17 protein-coding genes and 1 pseudogene are annotated in these 18,342 nt (G+C 72.6%); 9 read left to right on the plus strand and 9 right to left on the minus strand.

The annotated features are described in order from the left end of the window. Positions 1-4 precede the first annotated feature (4 nt). Positions 5-610: a TetR/AcrR family transcriptional regulator gene (locus BUB75_RS23930; protein ID WP_073260026.1), complete on the minus strand. Its 606-nt coding sequence runs from the start codon at positions 608-610 to the stop codon at positions 5-7. Between the two features lie 16 nt (positions 611-626). Continuing rightward, a complete protein-coding gene (locus BUB75_RS23935; protein WP_218617731.1) occupies positions 627-1,283 on the minus strand; it encodes an SGNH/GDSL hydrolase family protein in 657 nt (218 codons plus the stop codon). Positions 1,284-1,413: 130 nt separating this feature from the next. On the opposite strand from BUB75_RS23935, the gene BUB75_RS23940 reads away from it, so the two are divergent. Both BUB75_RS23940 and BUB75_RS23945 read left to right on the plus strand, forming a co-directional pair. After that, positions 1,414-2,967, plus strand: a complete 1,554-nt coding sequence (locus BUB75_RS23940; RefSeq protein ID WP_073260027.1) for a PstS family phosphate ABC transporter substrate-binding protein — start codon at positions 1,414-1,416, stop codon at positions 2,965-2,967. A 48-nt stretch (positions 2,968-3,015) separates the two neighbouring features. Then, positions 3,016-4,854, plus strand: a complete 1,839-nt coding sequence (locus tag BUB75_RS23945) for a sensor histidine kinase (protein WP_073260028.1) — start codon at positions 3,016-3,018, stop codon at positions 4,852-4,854. Here BUB75_RS23945 and BUB75_RS23950 read toward each other — a convergent pair. Continuing rightward, entirely contained in the window at positions 4,820-6,442 is a 1,623-nt protein-coding gene (locus tag BUB75_RS23950) for an alkaline phosphatase D family protein (protein WP_073260029.1), read from the minus strand. The two genes, BUB75_RS23945 and BUB75_RS23950, sit on opposite strands and share 35 nt — an antisense overlap. A gap of 18 nt (positions 6,443-6,460) precedes the next feature. Next, complete coding sequence (locus BUB75_RS23955) at positions 6,461-7,063, minus strand: TetR/AcrR family transcriptional regulator (RefSeq protein ID WP_073260030.1); 603 nt, start codon at positions 7,061-7,063, stop codon at positions 6,461-6,463. 97 nt (positions 7,064-7,160) lie between these two features. Between BUB75_RS23955 and BUB75_RS23960 the strand changes: the two genes are divergently transcribed. Beyond that, positions 7,161-8,669, plus strand: coding sequence for an MFS transporter (locus BUB75_RS23960; protein ID WP_073260031.1), 1,509 nt, complete (start codon positions 7,161-7,163; stop codon positions 8,667-8,669). A gap of 32 nt (positions 8,670-8,701) precedes the next feature. Here BUB75_RS23960 and BUB75_RS23965 read toward each other — a convergent pair whose 3' ends face one another. The 3 genes and pseudogenes from BUB75_RS23965 to BUB75_RS23975 form a co-directional block, all read right to left on the minus strand. Beyond that, on the minus strand, positions 8,702-9,436 hold the full coding sequence (locus BUB75_RS23965; protein ID WP_073260032.1) for an ABC transporter permease: 735 nt from the start codon (positions 9,434-9,436) through the stop codon (positions 8,702-8,704). After that, positions 9,436-10,977, minus strand: coding sequence for an ABC transporter permease subunit (locus BUB75_RS23970; RefSeq protein WP_073260033.1), 1,542 nt, complete (start codon positions 10,975-10,977; stop codon positions 9,436-9,438). The genes BUB75_RS23965 and BUB75_RS23970 overlap by 1 nt, the downstream gene beginning before the upstream one ends. Before the next feature lie 35 nt (positions 10,978-11,012). Further along, positions 11,013-11,705 (minus strand): annotated as a pseudogene (locus tag BUB75_RS23975) (ABC transporter ATP-binding protein); the annotation flags it as partial. A 113-nt stretch (positions 11,706-11,818) separates the two neighbouring features. On the opposite strand from BUB75_RS23975, the gene BUB75_RS23980 reads away from it, so the two are divergent. The 4 genes from BUB75_RS23980 to BUB75_RS23995 are packed head-to-tail and all read left to right on the plus strand — an operon-like array spanning position 11,819 to position 14,573. Next, positions 11,819-12,481, plus strand: coding sequence for a response regulator transcription factor (locus tag BUB75_RS23980; RefSeq protein ID WP_073260035.1), 663 nt, complete (start codon positions 11,819-11,821; stop codon positions 12,479-12,481). Beyond that, on the plus strand, positions 12,478-13,518 hold the full coding sequence (locus BUB75_RS23985) for a sensor histidine kinase (protein ID WP_073260036.1): 1,041 nt from the start codon (positions 12,478-12,480) through the stop codon (positions 13,516-13,518). The genes BUB75_RS23980 and BUB75_RS23985 overlap by 4 nt, the downstream gene beginning before the upstream one ends. Before the next feature lie 42 nt (positions 13,519-13,560). Then, positions 13,561-13,926: an ArsR/SmtB family transcription factor gene (locus BUB75_RS23990; RefSeq protein ID WP_073260037.1), complete on the plus strand. Its 366-nt coding sequence runs from the start codon at positions 13,561-13,563 to the stop codon at positions 13,924-13,926. Further along, the gene (locus BUB75_RS23995; protein ID WP_073260038.1) at positions 13,923-14,573 is read left to right on the plus strand and encodes an SRPBCC family protein; all 651 of its coding nucleotides are present in this window, start codon (positions 13,923-13,925) and stop codon (positions 14,571-14,573) included. The genes BUB75_RS23990 and BUB75_RS23995 overlap by 4 nt, the downstream gene beginning before the upstream one ends. Positions 14,574-14,608: 35 nt before the next feature. On the opposite strand, the gene BUB75_RS24000 is transcribed toward BUB75_RS23995, so the two are convergent. Both BUB75_RS24000 and BUB75_RS24005 read right to left on the minus strand, forming a co-directional pair. Beyond that, positions 14,609-14,857 carry a hypothetical protein gene (locus BUB75_RS24000; RefSeq protein ID WP_073260039.1) on the minus strand — a complete coding sequence of 83 codons (249 nt, stop codon included), beginning with the start codon at positions 14,855-14,857 and terminating at the stop codon, positions 14,609-14,611. Between the two features lie 120 nt (positions 14,858-14,977). Further along, the gene (locus tag BUB75_RS24005; RefSeq protein ID WP_073260040.1) at positions 14,978-16,117 is read right to left on the minus strand and encodes an AI-2E family transporter; all 1,140 of its coding nucleotides are present in this window, start codon (positions 16,115-16,117) and stop codon (positions 14,978-14,980) included. 126 nt (positions 16,118-16,243) lie between these two features. Between BUB75_RS24005 and BUB75_RS24010 the strand changes: the two genes are divergently transcribed. Both BUB75_RS24010 and BUB75_RS24015 read left to right on the plus strand, forming a co-directional pair. Continuing rightward, entirely contained in the window at positions 16,244-16,576 is a 333-nt protein-coding gene (locus BUB75_RS24010) for a DUF4286 family protein (RefSeq protein WP_073260041.1), read from the plus strand. A 42-nt stretch (positions 16,577-16,618) separates the two neighbouring features. Further along, positions 16,619-18,298, plus strand: coding sequence for an FAD-dependent oxidoreductase (locus BUB75_RS24015; RefSeq protein WP_073260042.1), 1,680 nt, complete (start codon positions 16,619-16,621; stop codon positions 18,296-18,298). Positions 18,299-18,342 lie beyond the last annotated feature (44 nt).

Below are 18,342 nucleotides of genomic sequence, written 5' to 3' on the forward strand. Positions count from 1 at the left end.
GGTTTCAGCGCTGCGGCCCCAGCAGCGACTCGGCCAGCAGGCGGAGCCGGTCGACCGCGGCCGGGTCGCCGAAGCGGAGCGCGGTGTTCGTCGCGCAGAGCAGCGCGTCCAGGCCGAACGCGGCGTGCTCGGCGTCCACCGCGGGGATCTCGCCCGCCGCGACGGCGATGCGGATCTGCGCGGCGAGCAACCCGATCCAGTCCCGCTGGTCGCGCGCCAGCGCGTCGTGCACCGGGCCGGGGTGGCTGTCGAACTCGGCCAGGTTCGCGACCCGGAAGCAGCCGCCGGTGAACAGCGGCGTCGTGGCGTAGGTGATCCACCCGTCGAGCAGCGCCAGCAGGCGGGCGCGGCCGGGCGGCGCCGACCGTGCAGGTCGCACCACCGCATCGACGAACAGGTCCCTGGCGGTGTCCACGGTGGCCAGCTGGAGCGCCTCCTTCGTCCGGAACAGCGTTTGGATACCGGCCTTGCTCATCCCGGTGTCCTCGGCCAGCCGCCCGAAGCTCAACCCGCCGAGCCCGTCGAGCGAGGCGACGTCGACGGCGCGACGGAGCACGGTCTGCCGTGTCCGCGCCCCGCGCAACAGGCGCTTGTCGGTCGTCACCGCCATACCGGCGATCGTAGGGTCACCGGGTCAGCTGACGAGCGAGCGCCCGCACCATCTCGGCCGCGAGGACCGCCTGCCCGGCGGTGGAGAAGTGGATCCGGTCGGCGCTGAGCAGGTCGTCCCGCGCGTTGACCGGGTGGTCCTCCATGTCGACGAGGACCGCGTCGAACTCCGCGGCCAGCGCGCGGACGAGCGCGTTGAGCCGCCGGATCCGGTCGCGCCAGTCCGGGAACACCGGGACGACGTACTCGGACGAGAGCGTGAACGTGGTGAGCAGCGCGCCGCTGGTGGCCGACCGCGTGTAGAGGACGCGCAGCAGCCGGGCGATCCGCTCGTAGTCCGGCTGTCGCCGCAGCAGGTCGTTGGCGCCGCACGGCAGGTGCAGCAGGTCCGGCCCGAACGAGAGCGCCTCGTCGAGCTGGGAGCCGAGCGTGTCCGCGGTCGTGGCGCCGACGACCGCGGTGTTGAGGTACGCGAGCCGGGGATGGACGTCACGGAGGTGGCCGGCGAGCCGGTCGGACCATCCGGCGGCCCGGTAGCCGGGGATGGCGTCGCCGGTGCCCGCGGAGAGGCTGTCGCCGATCACCGCGTACCGACGCCAGGGCGCGGCGGCGAGTAACGCGGACGCGCTGTCCGGCGGGAGGCACATCGGGTCGGCGTCCTCGAGAATCATCATGAGAAAAGAATACGTCCGACCGTATGTATTTTTTCAGCAAACGGAAGATGAACAACTGGCATCCGAATTGTCCTACTGCGACCACTGTGTACTCTGCGCTCGTGCGCCCGCAGGAGAACGGCTGACGTTCATGCTCAGCAGCATCGGCGACAACGCCGACACGATTCTGACGTTCCTCACCACGATCGCGACGCTGGTCACCGCGGCCGGCTGGCTGTTCGAGCGGGTCAGCAGCCGGAGCCGCAAGCGGTTGAACTACCGGGTGCACTGGAACGAGTCGCTCACCCGGCCCGAGGGAGAGCCGTTCGCCGACGATCTCGTACTGAGCCACAAGGGCGACGTGGTCAAGGACCCCCAGGTCGCGGTGATCCGGGTCGAGAACACCGGCGGAACGTTGACCCGGGACGACTTCGACCAGCCGCTGGTATTCGGGTTCGGTAAGCGCCAGGTCATCCACGCGGTCGTCGGGGAGACGGAGGGCGCCAAGCTCAAGAACGCGTTCGGCGAGCTCGGCAAGGAACCGGTGTCCACCTCCGAGCTGCGCCTTCCGGCCGTGGAGATGCGACACGGCGACCGCTTCAAGCTCACCGTGCTGCTCACCGGCGTCCGCGACGAGGTCACCGGTGCCTGGGATCACCGGGATGGCGGCCGCCTGATCGAGGAGGAACGTCGGGTCCGGCGCAGCCGCCGTGGCCTGGCCCTCGGTGGTGCGACGCTCGCGTTACTGGGCCTGCTCCTCGGCCTGATCATCGTGCCGTCCGACTCCGAGCCGCGCCGGGTCGCGATCAGCTGCCACGCCGGCACCGTCTCGATCAGCGGCTCCACCGCACTCAAGCCGGCCATCGAGACGCTGGCGGGCGAGTTCAAGAAACGGTGCCGGGAGGCGAGCCCGGACGCCGAACCGCAGATCCTGGTCAGCGAGTCCGGGAGCCGGACCGCGCTGGACCGCCTCGTCAAGCTCGGCACCGCGGCCACCAACCAGGAGATCCAGCGCACCTGGCTGGTGATGTACGACGGCACCGCGGCCGACCCTGGCCGCGTCCTCGCCCGGCACACGCTCGGCATCGGGATCTTCGGCGTCGTCGCGCACCGGGGCGCGGTCCCGGACGGCGGCCTCTCCCGCGAGGAGGTCCAGCGGCTCTGGGACGGCCGGGCGTCCACGTACGACGTCGTCGGCGGCACCGCCGACCTGGAGGTCAAGCTCGTCAGCAGGCAGGCGGGCTCCGGGACGCGCGCCACGTTCGAGCAGACCGTGCTCGGGAAACGGCCGGCGGCGGCGCCGGAGACGTCGTCGGACTGCAACGGCCTGGACCCGAAGCCGAAGTCGGACGTCGTCCACTGCACGCTGCGGACCACCGACGACGTGCTCCGGGTCGTCGACTCGCTGGACGGGGCGATCGGCTACGCGGACGTCCGGACCGCGGCGAAGTACCCGGACGTCGAGGTGCTGCGGCTCGACGGCTACGGCCCGAGCGAGGAGGACGTGGCGTCCGAGGCCTATCCGTTCTGGGCCGTGGAGAACCTCTACACGTTCGGCGAACCGCCCGCGGGCACCGCGCTCAAGGACTTCCTCGCGTTCCTCGCCACCGACGAAGCGCGCGAGATCCTCACCGAGAAGTTCGGCTACCTTCCGTGCAGTCACTTCAGCCGGAGTGAGCCCGCTCGGGCATGCGCATCGAAGTGAGCGCGGCCCCCGAACGGGGGACAGCACGGGCAGCGCAGCCTCCGTAGCATGCGGCTGGTGTCGGGCCACTGGCTCACCCTTCCGAGCACCGTGCCGGTCCTCCGGCACCACGCGGTGCGGGTCGTCGTGTGCGCGGTGGCGGCCGGGACCCTGGTCGTGCTGATCGGCGCACCGTACTGGCGCACCCACCCGGTGCACGGTGTCGTCGCCACGCTCGCCTGCGCCGGGTTCGCCGCGGCCGGTGCGATGCTCTCGACCGGCGGTCCGCGGCGGCAGCTCACCGGCCGGTTACTGATCGCGGGCGGGTTCTGCTGGCCGTTCGCCTGGATGGTCTCCTGGGGCGGCGGCCCGGGCCCGATGCTCTCGTTCCTCGCCCAGTTCGGCTTCTTCGTGTTCCTCGGCACCGCGATCCTGTCGTACCCCGAGGGCCGGATCACCCGGCGGCAGGACCGGGCCTGGGTGGTCGTCGCGATCGGCGTGCTGATCGGCACGGAAGTCGCGCTCCAGTCCGTCACCGCGCCCGAGTGGGTGGGCGTGCACACCGGCGTCTCCTGGCTGCGGGTGGCGGAGAACCGGACCGCGTTCGAGGTCGGCATCCGGAGTCAGGCCGTCGCGCAGGTGCTGCTCGCCACCTGGTTCGCCTGGCTGCTCTGGCGCCGCGCCCGCTGGCTGTCCAACCTCGACCGGCGGATCGCGATCCCGGTGCTGGTGGCGACGGCCGCGCTCGGGCTGGTCGCGTCGGTCCAGTCGCTCTTGCAGCCCGAGGCCTGGACGAACGTCGCGGAGCTGCAGGCGTTCTATTTCAACCAGGGCGTGATTGCGCTGGTCGTGTCGCTGGCCGTGGTCTCCGGCGCGCTGCGTGACCGCTGGTGGGAGCTGAGCGCGCCGTACCGCGTCGTCCGGATCACCTCGTCCGGGACGTCGGTCGCGACGGTCCGGGGTGCGCTGGCCGACGCGCTCCGCGACGGGACCCTGCGCCTGTACTTCTGGGCGCCTGCCGAGCACGGGTGGGTCGACCCGGCCGGCCGGCCGGCTGCGCCGGTCCCTACCGGCACGGCCGGCGCTGCGGACCCGGCCGAGACGGCCGACCCGGCCGAGGACCGCCGGTGGCGGATCTCGATCGCCGGCGAGCAGCACCCACTGGCGATCGTCGACGTCGACGCCTCGCTGCGGCGCCGTCCGGTTCTGGTGGACGCCGTCCTGCGCGCCGGTGGCCAGGCGCTGCTCACCGCCCAGTTGCAGGCCGCGGCCAGCGCGCACCTCGCCCAGGTGCTGGCCGCCCAGGACCGGCTGGAGGAGAACAAGCTCGCCGAGCGGTCCCGGCTGGAACAGGAGCTGCGCGACGGGGCGCAACACCGCCTGGGCGCGCTCGCGGGTCGCCTGGACCGGCTGAGCGAGCAGACGTCCGACCCGGTGGCGACCGTCGTCGCCACCGAGTGCCGGGACGAGGTGCGCGCGACCCTGCGGGAGCTGGAGCACCTGGCGCGCGGGCTGCTCCCGCCACAGCTGCGCGAACACGGGCTCGGACCGGCGATGGAGGAGGTGGCCGCGCGGCTCCGGCTGCCGGTGCGGTTCGTGGTCTGCCCGGGACGGTTTCCGGCCGTGGTCGAGGCGACGCTCTACTACGCGCTCTGCGAGGGCCTGACGAACGTCGCGAAGTACGCGCCCGAGGCGACCGTGCAGGTCGCGGTCACGCTCGCCGACGGCTGGCTGACCGCTCTGGTGGTGGACGACGGGCCGGGCGGCGCCGTGGCGAAACCGGGCGGCGGGCTGGCAGGCGTCGAGCGGCGGGCTCGCGCGCTCGCCGGGTGGGTGCGGGTGGACAGTTCCGCCGAGGGCACCCGCCTGTGCGTCACCGTCCCGGCGGACGCTGCCCTAGTGGCGTGACCGTGCCGCCGGGGGCGCCGGACAGATCGGGCGGCCCGTCCAGAGTGACGCCGGGGCGGTCGTTCTCGACGACGAAGCGGGCGCCCGTGCGTACCGCTCCACCGTGGGGGTCGGTCACCGTGTCGACGACCCGCAGCCGGACGCGGAGCGCGGTCGCGGTCAGCTCGCCGAGCAGGTAGCCGCGCCGGTTGTCGATGTACTTGCAGTGCGGGTTCTCCGCCAGCAACGGCGCGTGCTCGCGGCGGAAAGCCTCGACGTCCGGGTCGCCGCCGGACGTGATCGACGTCCCGGCCAGCTCGGCGGCGAGAATCGGGGAGCCGTCCACGCCGGGGTGGGGCTTCACGTCGCAGGCCCAGGTCGCGTGCTGGTCCCCGGTGAGGACGACCGGGTTGCGCGCGGCGCCGCTTCCCAGGTACTCCAGCAGCCGCCTGCGCTGCACGCGGTAGCCGTCCCAGTTGTCGAAGCTGTACCGCTCGCCCGGGCCCGCGCGACTGTCCACCGAGGCCCACAGCACCTGGTTCGCGAGCAGGTTCCAGTCGCTCCCGGCGCGGGTCAGCCCGTCGATCAGCCACCGCTCCTGGCCGGGCCCGGTCATCGTCCGCCAGGGCTCCTCGGCCTCCGCCACGGTGGTGGCGTGCGGCGACCGGTACCGGCGGGTGTCGAGGACGTGCAGCGTGGCCAGCGTCCCGAACCGTAATCGCCGGTAGAGCTCGGTGTCCGGCCCGACCCGGACCGGCATGTGCTCGACGAACGCCCGGATGCCCGCCGCCTTGCGCGCGGTGAACGGCACCGCCTCGCGGACCGACGGGTCGGCCGGTTCCGCGCCGGTCCAGTTGTCGTCCACGTCGTGGTCGTCCAGCGAGACGACCCAGGGCGCGGCGGCGTGCGCCCGGGCCAGGTCGGGGTCGGTGCGGTACTGGGCGTGGCGGTTGCGGTAATCCTCCAGTGTGTACGGCTGGCCGGTGCCGCAGTGCGCGCGGAGCAGCCCGGTCCACGGCGCGGCCTCGTAGATGTAGTCGCCGAGGAACGCGACGAAGTCCAGGTCCTCGTCGGCGAGCGAGCGGTACGCGGTGTAGTAGCCGTCCTGCCAGTTCTGGCACGACGCGGTGGCGAACCGGAGCCGGCGGGGCCGGGCGTCCGGCGCGGGCGCGGTACGGGTGCGGCCGACCGGGGAGGCCTGGCTCCCGACCCGGAAGCGGTAGAAGTAGTCGGCGGCGGGGCGCAGCCCGCGGACGTCGACGTGGACGGAGTGCGCCGCCGACGCGTGCGCGGTTGCGGTGCCGGCCTTGACGATCGTCCGGAAACGTTCGTCGGCCGCGACCTCCCAGCGCACGGGAACCGGTCGCTCGGGCATGCCGCCGCCCTCCGTGGGGCGCGGCGCGAGCCGCGTCCAGAGCACGACGCCGTCCGGTAACGGGTCGCCGGACGCCACCCCGAGCGTGAACACCCCCGCGGGGACGACGGTCGCGGCACGGCTGGGGACGCCGGCGCGGACACCGTCGGCGCCGACCAGCGCGGGACCCAGGAAACCCGCCCCGGCGGAACCGACGAGGGCGAGAAAGCGGCGGCGGGGGAGCGGATAGTCCACCGGCGCCCCCTCGGCTCGCTAGGGTCGGACCGCGGGCAGCAGGATCTCGTCGATGATCGAGACCAGGAACTCCCGGTCGACCGGACGCTGCTGGAACAGCGTGCGGTAGAACGTCATCGACGGGCTGAGCAGCGCGAGGAACTCGACGTCACAGTCGGCGCGGATCTCGCCGCGCTCGATCGCCCGCCGGAGCAGGAACCGGTTGGCGGCGGCGCGGGGCTCGATCATCGCGGCGCGGAGCGCGTCACCGAGCTCGGGGTGCTTGGACAGCATCGAGACCACGCCGGACATGATCTGCAGTTTGCGCGTCGCGTCCTGGATCGTCGGCGGCTTGATCATCGCCAGCAGGTCGCCGCGCAACGTGCCGGTGTCGGGCAGCGCCTCCGGCCGGAGGTCTTCCTTCTTCATGCAGCCGATCGCGTCGATGACCAGTTCGGCCTTCGACGGCCAGCGGCGGTAGAGCGTGGCCTTGCCGGCCTTGGCGCGGGCCGCGACCTGGTCGATCGTCATGCCCTCGTAGCCGGTCTCGGCCAGGACGTCGAGCGCCGCGTCGAGGATCTCGGGGTCGCGCGTGTGGTCGCGCTTGCGGCCCGGCTTCACGGCGGGCGCGGCGGACGTCATCGGCCGGCTCTCCTCTCCTGCGTAGTCCGCTCATGGTACGGCACAGTTCCGGAACTAACCAGTTTCGAAACTCGCCAGTCTCGTATATGGTCGTTGCATGACCTCGACAACTATCTCGACGCCGCCCGATGTGGCGTCATCCCGGCGCTGGTGGGCGCTGGTCACGGTGGGTCTGGCCCAGCTGATGGTCGTGCTGGACGCCACCGTGGTGAACATCGCTCTACCGGCCACCCAGGCCGACCTCGGCTTCTCCAACGGCGACCGGCAGTGGATCATCACCGCGTACTCGCTGGCGTTCGGCAGCCTGCTGCTGCTCGGCGGGCGGCTGTCCGACCTGATCGGGCGCAAGCGGACGTTCGTCATCGCGCTCGTCGGTTTCGCCGCGGCCTCGGCGCTCGGCGGCGCGGCTCAGAGCTTCGGCGCGCTCGTCGGCGCCCGCGCGCTGCAGGGCGTCTTCGGTGCGCTGCTCGCGCCGACCGCGCTCGCGGTCCTGACCACGACGTTCACCGTGGCGCGCGAACGCGCCCGCGCGTTCGGCGTGTTCGGCGCCGTGGCGGCGGCCGGTGGTGCGATCGGCCTGCTGCTCGGCGGTGTCCTCACCGAGACGCTGAGCTGGCGCTGGACGCTCTACATCAACGTGTTCATCGCGGTCGTCGCGGTGATCGGCACGGTCGTGTTCGTCGACGCCGCCGAGCGCACCGGACCGCGTCCGCGCCTGGACGTCCCGGGCACCGTGCTGGTCTCCGGCGCGCTGTTCGCGGTCGTCTACGGCTTCGCCAACGCCGAGACCGACGGCTGGGGCTCGGCCTGGACCTGGGGGATGCTGGCCGTCGGCGTGCTGCTGCTGGCCGGGTTCGTGCTCTGGCAGCGCCGGGCTGCTCACCCGCTGCTCCCGCTGGGCATCGTGCTCGATCGCAACCGCGGCGCCGCGTACCTGTCGGTGCTGGTCGCCGCGACCGGCATGTTCGGCGTCTTCCTGTTCGTGACGTACTACCTGCAGGGCACGCTGGAGTACTCGCCGATCCGCACCGGGCTGGCGTTCCTGCCGATGGTCATCGGGCTCGCGGTGGCCGCGCAGCTCTCGACGAACGTGCTGGTGCCCCGGTTCGGGCCGAAAGTGATGGTGCCGATCGGGCTCGGGCTGGGTGCGGTGGCGATGGTCGCGCTGACCCGCCTCGGTGTTCACTCGACGTACGCGTCGAGCCTGCTCGTGCCGCTGACGCTGCTCGGGGTCGGAATGGGGACGACGATGCCCGCCGCGATGCAGTCCGCGACGCTCGGCATCGACCGGCAGTTCGCCGGGGTGGCGTCCGCGCTGGTGAACACGTCTCAGCAGGTCGGTGGCTCGATCGGCACCGCGCTGCTGAACACGCTGGCCGCGACCGCCGCGACGAACTACCTGGCCGCGCACGGGCCGGTCAGCCCGGCCGTCGCCGCGGAGGCCGCGGTGCACAGTTACGCGGTCGCGTACTGGTGGGGCGCCGGGTTCTTCGCGACCGGCGCGGTGCTCGCCGCGTTCCTGTTCCGCCGCCGCCCGGCCACGGAGGTGGCAGCGGACACCGCGCCGTCGCTCGCCGCCGAGCCGGTGCCCGCGATCGCACACTGACGCTTCGCGTCAAGCCGCGGGTGGGCCGTGCGCTACGCGTCGCGGCGGTGGAGCAGGACGCCGCCGAGCAGCAGCGCGCTGAGCGTCCACAGCGCCAGCACGCCCAGGCCGCGCCACGGTGAGATCGCCAGGTCGTCCAGGTTGATCGTGGCCTGGACGGCCAGGCCCGCGTCGGCGGGCCCGAACCGCTGCAGGCGCTCCTGCCAGTCGTCGTCCTGCACCATCGCGGTGACGAGCGGCGCGACGTAGAGCAGCCCCAGCACCACCCCGACCGCCGCCGCCGAGTTCCGGGTGATCGCCGCGACCCCGAGCCCGAACAGCGCGATCAGCACCAGGTACAGCACCGAGCCGACCAGCGGACGCCACACCGCCCCGGCCCCGAGTTCGTCCCCGAGCGCGGCCTGCCCCGCCACCCAGGCGCCGCCGACGCCGACCGTCCCGGCGACCGCGACCAGCCCTCCGACCAGAGTCGCCTTCGCGGCCAGCATCGACGTCCGGCTCGGCAGCGCGGCGAGCGTGACCGTGATCATCCGGGTGCCGTACTCGCCGCCCAGCAGCATGACCGCGACCACCGCCGCCACCGCCTGTCCGAGCTGGACGCCGGTCAGCGTGAGCTTCGTGGTGTCGGTCGCGCACGGGCACGTCACCGGGGCGACCGCGAGCGCGCTCAACCCCGCGATGGCGACCGCCAGCGCGACCACCGACCACAGCGCGCCGGGCGACGTCCGGAGTTTGGTCCATTCCGCCCGCAGGGCGTCCGTGTACATCAGACGTCCCGCCGGCGGAGCACGACCGTGGCCAGCGTGAACGCGGCCGCGGCCCAGGCCAGCAGCACGGCCAGGCCACCGGCGGGCGGCAGCGGGAAGTACCCCTCCACCGGGAGGTACAGGTTGTCGACCTGGGCGTACTCGACCGCGCTCTGCTGCACCGCGAACGCGGCGGCCGGCGTGATCCGCAGCACCCAATCCGCGGCGTCGGCCGGCAGCACGCTCATCGCCAGCAGATACGGCAGCACGGTGATCGCCAGCACGACGGTGAGCGCCACCGCCCCGCGCCGCAGCACGACACCCAGGGCCAGCGCCAGCACCGCGCAGACCGCCAGCAGCACCGCGGTCCCGAGCACGATCCGCACCTCGGTCGCCGTGGACGCCGCATGGACGTACACGCCGTTGCCGCGCAGCACCCGCTGCCCGAGCGTCAGCACGGCCGCGGCCGCGACTGCGCCGGTGATCGCCGTGACCGCGCCGACCACCAGCGCCTTGGCCACCAGCATCCGGCCGCGCGGCGGACCTGCGGCCAGCGTCGTGCCGATCAGCCCCCGCCGGTACTCGGCGGTCACGAACAGCACGCCGACGACGACGAACAGGACCAGCCCGGCGAACGTCCCGACGAGCGTCTGGGTGATGCTGGTGCCCAGCCCGGCCGCACCGGTGACCGCGGGCGCGATGTCGCCGGACCCGGTCAGCGTGAACACGCCGCCCTCCTCGCGTGAGCCGGTGTCGGCGCCCGCCGCGCGATCGGTGTCGCCGTCCTCGTCCGGACCACCGCCGGTCGGGACGTCCTCCGGCCGGTCGGGCCCGCCGACCTGGTCGCTGCTCCAGGCGGCCTCCGCGTCCCCCTCGAGCCGCACCTGGTCGAACACTCCGGTCGCGGTCGACGGGCCGCCCATCGCGCCGGTCGTGCCGAACGACGACTGCGACGACACCTCGGCGTACTGCGGCGACGTGGTGAACATCCCCGCCTCCAGGGTCTCCGGCAGGTTCGGCAGCGTCGCCTGCCCCACGGTCTGCCACCGGGCGCCGTCCGCCGACACGGCCGCGGTCACCGTGTCGCCGGTGCGGGTCAGCCGCAGCCACTGCGGCGCCGTGTCCCCGGCCGGGCCGGCGACGTCGTGCACGTAGTCGTACTGCAGGCGGACGCCGTGGGCGCCGGTGAGCATCACGGCCACGTACGAGGACCCGGGGTCGGTGCCGTCCTTCAGGATCAGCCCGGCCTTGGCCCACGACACCAGCCCCGGTTCCGACGGCCCCTCGGACGACGGCTTCTCGCCGGTCAGCGCCGTGAGCCTGGCGGTGATGCTGCCGTCGCCGGTCAGCGCGCGGTGCACGAACCGGAAGTTGTCGGTGACCTCCTGGCCCTCCGGGCCGACCGGCAACCGGCAGCCGGTGCCGCACGTTCCGCCCATGCCGGGCGCGACGCCGAGGCCGACGATGAGCACCGCGGCGACGGCGGTCGCGACCACCCAGCCCCGGACCGTGCGGAACTTTGTCCACTCGGCGCGGAGCACCCGCGCGAACTGGCCGGTCATCGGACGTCCTCCCGGGTGGAGAATTCCACCGCGCCGCGGGTCAGCGTCAGGTAGGCCTGCTCCAGCGACGAGTGCTCGGCCACCAGGTCGGAGACGCGGCCGTCGGCGAGGACCCGGCCGCGTCCGACCACGACCAGGTGGTGGGCGGTGTCCTGCAGCTCACCCATCAGGTGACTCGAGACCAGCACCGCGCGTCCCTCGGCGGCCAGCGACCGCAGGAACCCGCGCAGCCAGATGATGCCGTCCGGGTCCATGCCGTTGAACGGCTCGTCGAGCATCACGGTGGGCGGATCGCCGAGCAGCGCGGCGGCGAGCCCGAGCCGCTGCCGCATGCCGAGCGAGTACCCGCCCGCGCGGCGCCGGGCCACCGACGTCAGCCCGGTCAGCGCGAGCACTTCGTCCACGCGCGTGCCGTCCAGGCCCTGCGAGTGCGCGAGCCAGAGCAGGTGGTTGCGGGCGGTCCGGCTCGGCTGCAGCGCGGCGGCGTCCAGCAGCGAACCGAGGTGGCGCAGCGGGCGCCGCAGCGACCGGTACGGGGTGTCGTCCACCAGCGCGGTGCCGGCGTCGGCGGCGTCCAGGCCGAGGATCACCCGCATCGTGGTGGACTTGCCTGCACCGTTCGGCCCGACAAAACCGGTGACCAGGCCGGGCCGCACCGCGAACGTCATGCCGTCCAGTGCGACCGTCGACCCGAAGCGCTTGTGGAGCCCGTCGACGACGATGCTCATCGGTTGTCCTTCCTCTCGGAATGTGGCGGCTCCGGTCTACGCGGCGGACGGTGTCAGCCCGGTGTCGCGCCTTGGCACCGAACTGACACCGAACGGCTGGCATCGTGGGGCGGGTGAGAGTGCTGGTCGTGGAGGACTTCGAGATCCTGGCCCGGACGCTGGGGACCGGGCTGCGGCGCGAGGGGTTGGCGGTCGACGTCGTCCTGGACGGGAACACCGCACTCGAGCGGCTCGCGGTCACCCCGTACGACGTCGTCGTGCTGGACCGGGACGTGCCGGGGGTCCACGGCGACGAGGTGTGTCGCCGGATCGTGGCCGGCCACCCGGCGTGCCGCGTCCTGATGCTCACCGCCGCGAGCACGGTCCGCCAACGCGTCGACGGCCTGGGTCTGGGCGCCGACGACTACCTGCCGAAACCGTTCGACTTCGCCGAGCTGGTCGCCCGGGTCCGCGCGCTGGGCCGCCGCCCCGGCGCCGCGCTGCCGCCGACGCTGGAGTGCGGCGACCTGACGCTCGACCCGAACAGCCGGGTCGCGACCCGCGACGGGCGTCGGCTGGAGCTGAGCCCGAAGGAGTTCGCGGTGCTGGAGTACCTGCTCGCGTCGCCGGGCCGGGTGATCTCGCCGGAGGAACTGCTCGACCACGTCTGGGACGAGGCCGCGGACCCGTTCACGACCGCGGTCAAAACCACGATCAAACGATTGCGGACGAAACTCGGCGACCCGCCGGTCGTCCACACCGTGCGCGGCGGCGGCTACCGGGTGGGCGAGCCGTGACGCTGCGCGGGCAACTGACGCTGCTCTACTCCGGGGCGTTCGTGGTGTGCGGTGCGGCGCTGCTCGGCGTCCCGCTGTTGCAGGCCAGCGAGTCGTCGCCGGTGCCGGGGCAGCCCGGCGTGCCACCCGGCGCCGGACCGTCCAGCGACGGGGTCGGCGTCCGGCAGGAGCTGGTGGTCTCGTCGCTGGTCGGGCTGGCGCTGACCGTGGTGGTCGCGGTCGTGCTCGGGTGGCTGATCGCCGGGCGGCTGCTCCGTCCGCTGCGGACGATCACCGCGACCGCGCGCGAGATCTCCGCGTCGAACCTGCACCGGCGGCTGGGCGTCAACCGGCGCGACGACGAGTTCCGCCAGCTCGCGGCCGTGCTCGACGATCTGTTCGCGCGGCTGGAGGCGTCGTTCGAGGCCCAGCGGCGGTTCGTCGCGAACGCGTCGCACGAGCTGCGGACGCCGCTCACCGCCGAGCGGACGCTGCTGCAGGTCGCGCTCGCCGACCCGGATGCGACCGCGGACGACCTGCGCGCGGCGTGCCGCGAGGTGCTGACGCTCGGCACCCAGCAGGAGCGGCTGATCGACGCGCTGCTCACGCTGGCGGGTAGCGAGTCCGGGATCGAGCACCGCCGGCCGCTCGACGTCGCGGAGATCGTCGGCGGGGTACTGCGGGGGCGGGAGGGGATCACGGGCGAGAGGCGGCCGGCCCCGACGACCGGCGACCCGCACCTCGTCGAGAGCCTGGTCGCGAACCTGGTCGACAACGCGGTCCGGCACAACGTCGACGACGGGTGGGTCGAGGTCACGACCGGGACCGTCGAGGGGCGGGCCCGGCTGACCGTCCGGAACACCGGCCCGGAGATCCCGGCGGAGGACGTCGCCCGGCTGCTCGAGCCGTTTCAGCAGCTCGGCGGCGCCCGGATCCGGCACGGCGGCGGCTACGGGCTCGGACTTCCGATCGTCCGGGCGATCGCCGACGCGCACCGGGCGACGCTGGACGTCCGGCCTCGTGAGGGCGGCGGCCTGGACGTGACCGTGACTTTCTAGAAGTGTTCGCTTATATAAGCATCACCTGATAACGTTGCTCCCGTGCATGCGTTCGATGTGCTCGGCGACCCCGTGCGCCGCCGGATCCTGGAGCTGCTCGCCGACGGTGAGCAGCCCTCCGGTGCGATCACCGAGGTTATCCGGGCGGAGTTCGGGATCACCCAGCCCGCGGTCTCGCAGCACCTCCGGGTGCTGCGCGACAACGGGTTCGCCACCGTGCGGCCGGAGGGGACACGGCGGCTCTACGCCGTGGAGGCGACGGCCTTGCGTGAAGCGGACGACTGGCTGCGGCAGTTCCGGCGGTTCTGGACGCCGCACTTCGACGCGCTGGCCACCGAGGTCGCGCGCGGCAAACGACAGCGGCGAGCGGCCGCGAAGACCGACGACCCCCCTGGAGCGACCGAATGATCGACGTGAAGAGCCAGATCAGCGCCGTACGCCGCACGCTCGGCAGCCGGGTGCTGGAGGCCGGCGAGGCCCGGGTCTCCACGATCAGCCAGGCCTACGACACCGACATCGAGGACCTGTGGGACGCCGTCTCGAGCGCCGACCGGCTCCCGCGCTGGTTCCTGCCGATCTCCGGTGAGCTGAAGGAGGGCGGCCACTACCAGCTGGAGGGCAACGCCGGCGGCACGATCACCCGCTGCGAGAAGCCGCACGGGTACGCCGCGACGTGGGAGTACGGCGGCAACGTCAGCTGGATCGAGGTGCGGCTGACGCCGGAGGGCGCGGGGCGGACGCGCGTCGAACTCGAACACGTCGCGCACATCGACGACGCGCTCTGGGAGCAGTTCGGCCCCGGTGCGACCGGCGTCGGCTGGGACTCCGGACTCTGGGGCCTGGCCAACTACCTCGCGGACCCCGCCTCGTCGCCCGCGGCCGACCAGGAGGCTGCCGCGGCATGGGCGGCGTCGCCGGACGGCAAGGAGTTCATGCGGCTGAGCAGCGACGCGTGGGCCGAGCAGGCGATCGCCGCCGGTGACGACCCGGAGGCGGCCCGTGCCGCCGCCGACCGGACGTACGCGGCCTACACCGGCGAGGCCGAAGGCTCGTGATCGGTGCGGCGGCCCGGGGCCGCCGCACCGGCTTTCTACCGGCGGATCCCCCGCCGGTACCAGGCCGCCGGGGGTGTCCGACGGCGGCGGCGCCGCCGGACCACGACGGCGACCAGCGTCAGCGCTGCGATTCCGGCCGAACCGGCCGCTCCGGCGAGGGCCTTGCGCGGCCGGTCGGCGCGGGTCGCAAGCGCGTCGACGTCGTCGCCGAGGTCGCGCCGGGTGGTGGCGGACTCCGCGACTAAGACCTCCGGACCACCCTTCGGCGGTGGTGAGTGCGTCATGCCTGCTCCTCTCGCGGGGACGCGCGGGCGTCCCGGTCAACGGGGTGAGCGGCAGCGCCCCGGTTGCGCTCCGCTTTCGCAGAACTACCCAGCGCGAGGAGGCTTGAACGTTCCCGAGCGTCAGGCTGGTGCGACGCCCTCGGCGTTCTCGACCGCGGGCTCCGGGTCGGGGTCCGGGTCGGGCGCCGGAACCGGTACCGGATCGGTCAGCTGATCGCGGACGTAATTCCAGGTCACCGCGATCAGCGCGGCGACCGGGACCGCGAGCAGGCTGCCGACGATGCCGGCCAGGCTGCTGCCGAGCGTCACCGCCAGCAGCACCACCCCGGCGTGCAGCCCCAGGCCGCGGCTCTGCACCATCGGCTGGAACACGTTTCCTTCCAGCTGCTGCACGACCAGGATGATCGCCAGCACGATCAGCGCGTCGGTCAGGCCGTTGGACACCAGCGCGATCAGCACCGCGACAAAACCCGCGAACACCGCGCCGACGATCGGCACGAACGCCGAGACGAACGTCAGCACGGCCAGCGGCAGCACCAGCGGAACGTCCAGGATCCACAGCCCGATCCCGATGCAGACCGCGTCGAGCAGGCCGACGAACGCCTGCGACCGGACGAACGCCCCGAGCGTGTTCCACCCGCGCGCCGCGACGGTCGGCACGTCGGTCGAGAGGCGGCCCGGGAGCTGGCGGGTCAGCCAGGGCAGGAACCGCGGACCGTCCTTGAGGAAGAAGAACATCAGGAACAGCGCGAGGATCGCGGTGATCAGGCCGTTGACCACCGTGCTCACGCCGGTCAGCGTCGCGGTCGCGATGCTGCCGACGCTGTCCTGCAGCTTCGCGGTCGCGCTGTCCAGGGCGCTCGTCACCTGATCGTCACCGATGTTCAGCGGCGGGCCCGCCGCCCACTCGCGCAGGCGCGCGATGCCGTCGGCGACGCCGGTCGCGAGCTCGGGTGACTGGGCTGCCACCGGCACCGCGATGCCGACGATCGTACCCGCGGCCAGCGCCAGGAAACCGAGCGTCACGGTGGCCGCCGCCAGCGCGGGCGGCCACCTGTGGTTGCGCAGGAAACGGGTCGGCGGCCAGGTCAGCGTTGTGAGCAGGAGCGCGACGACGAGCGGCCAGACGATCGACCACATCCGGCCCAGGATCCACAGCGTCACCGCGGTCATGAGCAGGACCAGCAGCAGCTGCAGGGAGACGCGCGCCGACGTGCGGAGCGCCGCCCGGGTCTTCGTCGGGCTCAGGGTGGCAGGCATGGGGATCACCTTAGGAGTCCCACCCGTCACAGCCGTGAATCCGGTCCGTACGAAGTCGTGACTTACACATTGACTGTTGTCTAAACTTCGAACGCCCAACGGTGTGCCGACCGGGGAGAGGATCCGATGGCCCGGACGATCATGATGGTGTTCACCAATCCCCGCTCCGCGGAGCAGGAGGCGGAGTACAACGCCTGGTACAACCAGGTCCACCTCAAAGAGCTGCTGGACGTCCCCGGCGTCGTCGCCGCCACCCGTTACCGGGTCGCGGAGGGCGCGGGCACGACCGAGCCATCGCACCGCTACGTCGCCCTCTACGAGGTGGAGGGCGAACCGGCCGCGGTCTTCGGTGCGCTCGCCACCCGCACGGCCGACATGTCGATGTCCCCGGCGCTGGATACCGAGGGCGCGCAAGTCGTCTTCTGGGAAGCGATCGACGGCGGCTCGCTCTCCCGGTGACCAGACCGGATCGCACGTTCCGACCATCGATGGGGATGAGGCATGGCTACGCGGGATGAGTCGTTCGACTTCGTGATCGTCGGGAGCGGTGGAGGTGGCTTGGTCGCCGCGCTCGCCGCCCACGAGGCCGGCTTGAAGCCGGTCGTCATCGAGAAGCAGCCGTTCCTGGGCGGCTCGACCGGGATGTCCGGAGGCATCATCTGGGTGCCGAACAACCCGCTGATGCGTGCGGAGCGGGTGCCGGACTCGTTCGAGGACGGGATGGCCTACTTCGAGTCGGTCGTCGGACCGCCCGACCAGGGCTCCTCGCAGGCGCGCCGGGAAGCGTTCCTCAACGAGGGCCCGGAGATGATCTCGCTGCTCCAGCGCAAGGGCGTCAAGCTGGTGCGCTGCGAGGGTTACGCCGACTACTACGACAACCGCAAGGGCGGGAAGGCGCGCGGCCGGTCGGTCGAAGGCGTCCCGTGGGACGGGCGGCAGCTCGGCGAGTGGCAGTCCAAGATCATCCCCGGCATGGGCAAGGGGATGGGCATGGCGGTCAAGACCAACGAGGTCCGTAGCCTGCCCACGTGGAGCCGCTCGCTCCGGTCGCTGCGCACCACGGTGCGGGTCGGCTCGCGGACCTACCTCGGCAAGATCCGCCGCAAGGATCTGCTGACCAACGGCATGTCGCTGGTCGGCCAGATCACGAAGATCCTCGTCGAAGCCGGCGTCCCGCTGTGGGTCAACACCGGCGTCGAGGACCTCGTCGTCGAGAACGGGCGGGTGGTCGGCGTCCGCGCGGTGCGGAACGGCGAACCGGTCCTGGTCCGCGGGAACCGCGGCGTGCTGCTCGCGGCCGGCGGCTTCGAGCGCAACCCGGAGATGCGGAAGAAGTACAGCGCCGACACGCAGCCGAACGACGGTCAGTGGACGATGGCCAACCCCGGCAACACCGGGGAGGTGTTGGCCGCCGCGATCGCGGTCGGCGCGAAGACCGACTACATGGACGACGCGGTCTGGCTGCCCAACCCGCGGATGGAGCTGGCGGGCTCCGCCGTCGCGCTCGGCAGGCAGTACCCGCACGCGCTGTTCGTCAACAAGCACGGCAAGCGGTTCGTCAACGAGTCGAACTCCTATCTGGAGGTCGGCAAGGCGATGTACGCGAACGACGCGGTGCCGGCCTGGCTGATCTTCGATGACACGTTCCGGAAGCGGTACCCGTGGGCACGCGGCCTGCCGACGCTGCGGAAGCTCGCGTCGGTCTTACCCGGGCGGATGCCGGAGGAGCTGGTCACCAGCGGCTGGCTCAAGCGCGCGAACACGCTGCAGGAGCTGGCGAAGCAGATCGAGGTCGACCCCGAGGCGCTGCTGGCGACCATCGGCCGGTTCAACGTCCACGCCGCGCAGGGTGAGGACCCGGACTTCGGGCGCGGCGAGTCGGCGTACAACAAGGTGCTCGGCGACCCGGGCAACAAGCCCAACCCGGCGCTCGGCCCGGTGGACACCGCGCCGTTCTACGCCACCCAGATCTACCCCGGCGACGTCGGCACGATCGGCGGCGTCATCACCGACGAGCACGGGCGGGCGCTCGACGAGGCCGACGCGCCGATCCCCGGCCTGTACGTGACCGGCAACATGGCGGCGACGGTCATGGGGCGCACCTACCCCGGCGCCGGGGCGAGCATCTCGAACACGATGACGTTCGGCTACATCGCCGCCCGCCACGCCGCGGACGCGTGACCGGCTCCCCGGGCCGCCACCCACGGGCGGCCCGGGGACCCGTA

Origin of the sequence: Cryptosporangium aurantiacum (assembly GCF_900143005.1) — a bacterium.
In the GTDB taxonomy this organism is placed as follows: domain Bacteria; phylum Actinomycetota; class Actinomycetes; order Mycobacteriales; family Cryptosporangiaceae; genus Cryptosporangium; species Cryptosporangium aurantiacum.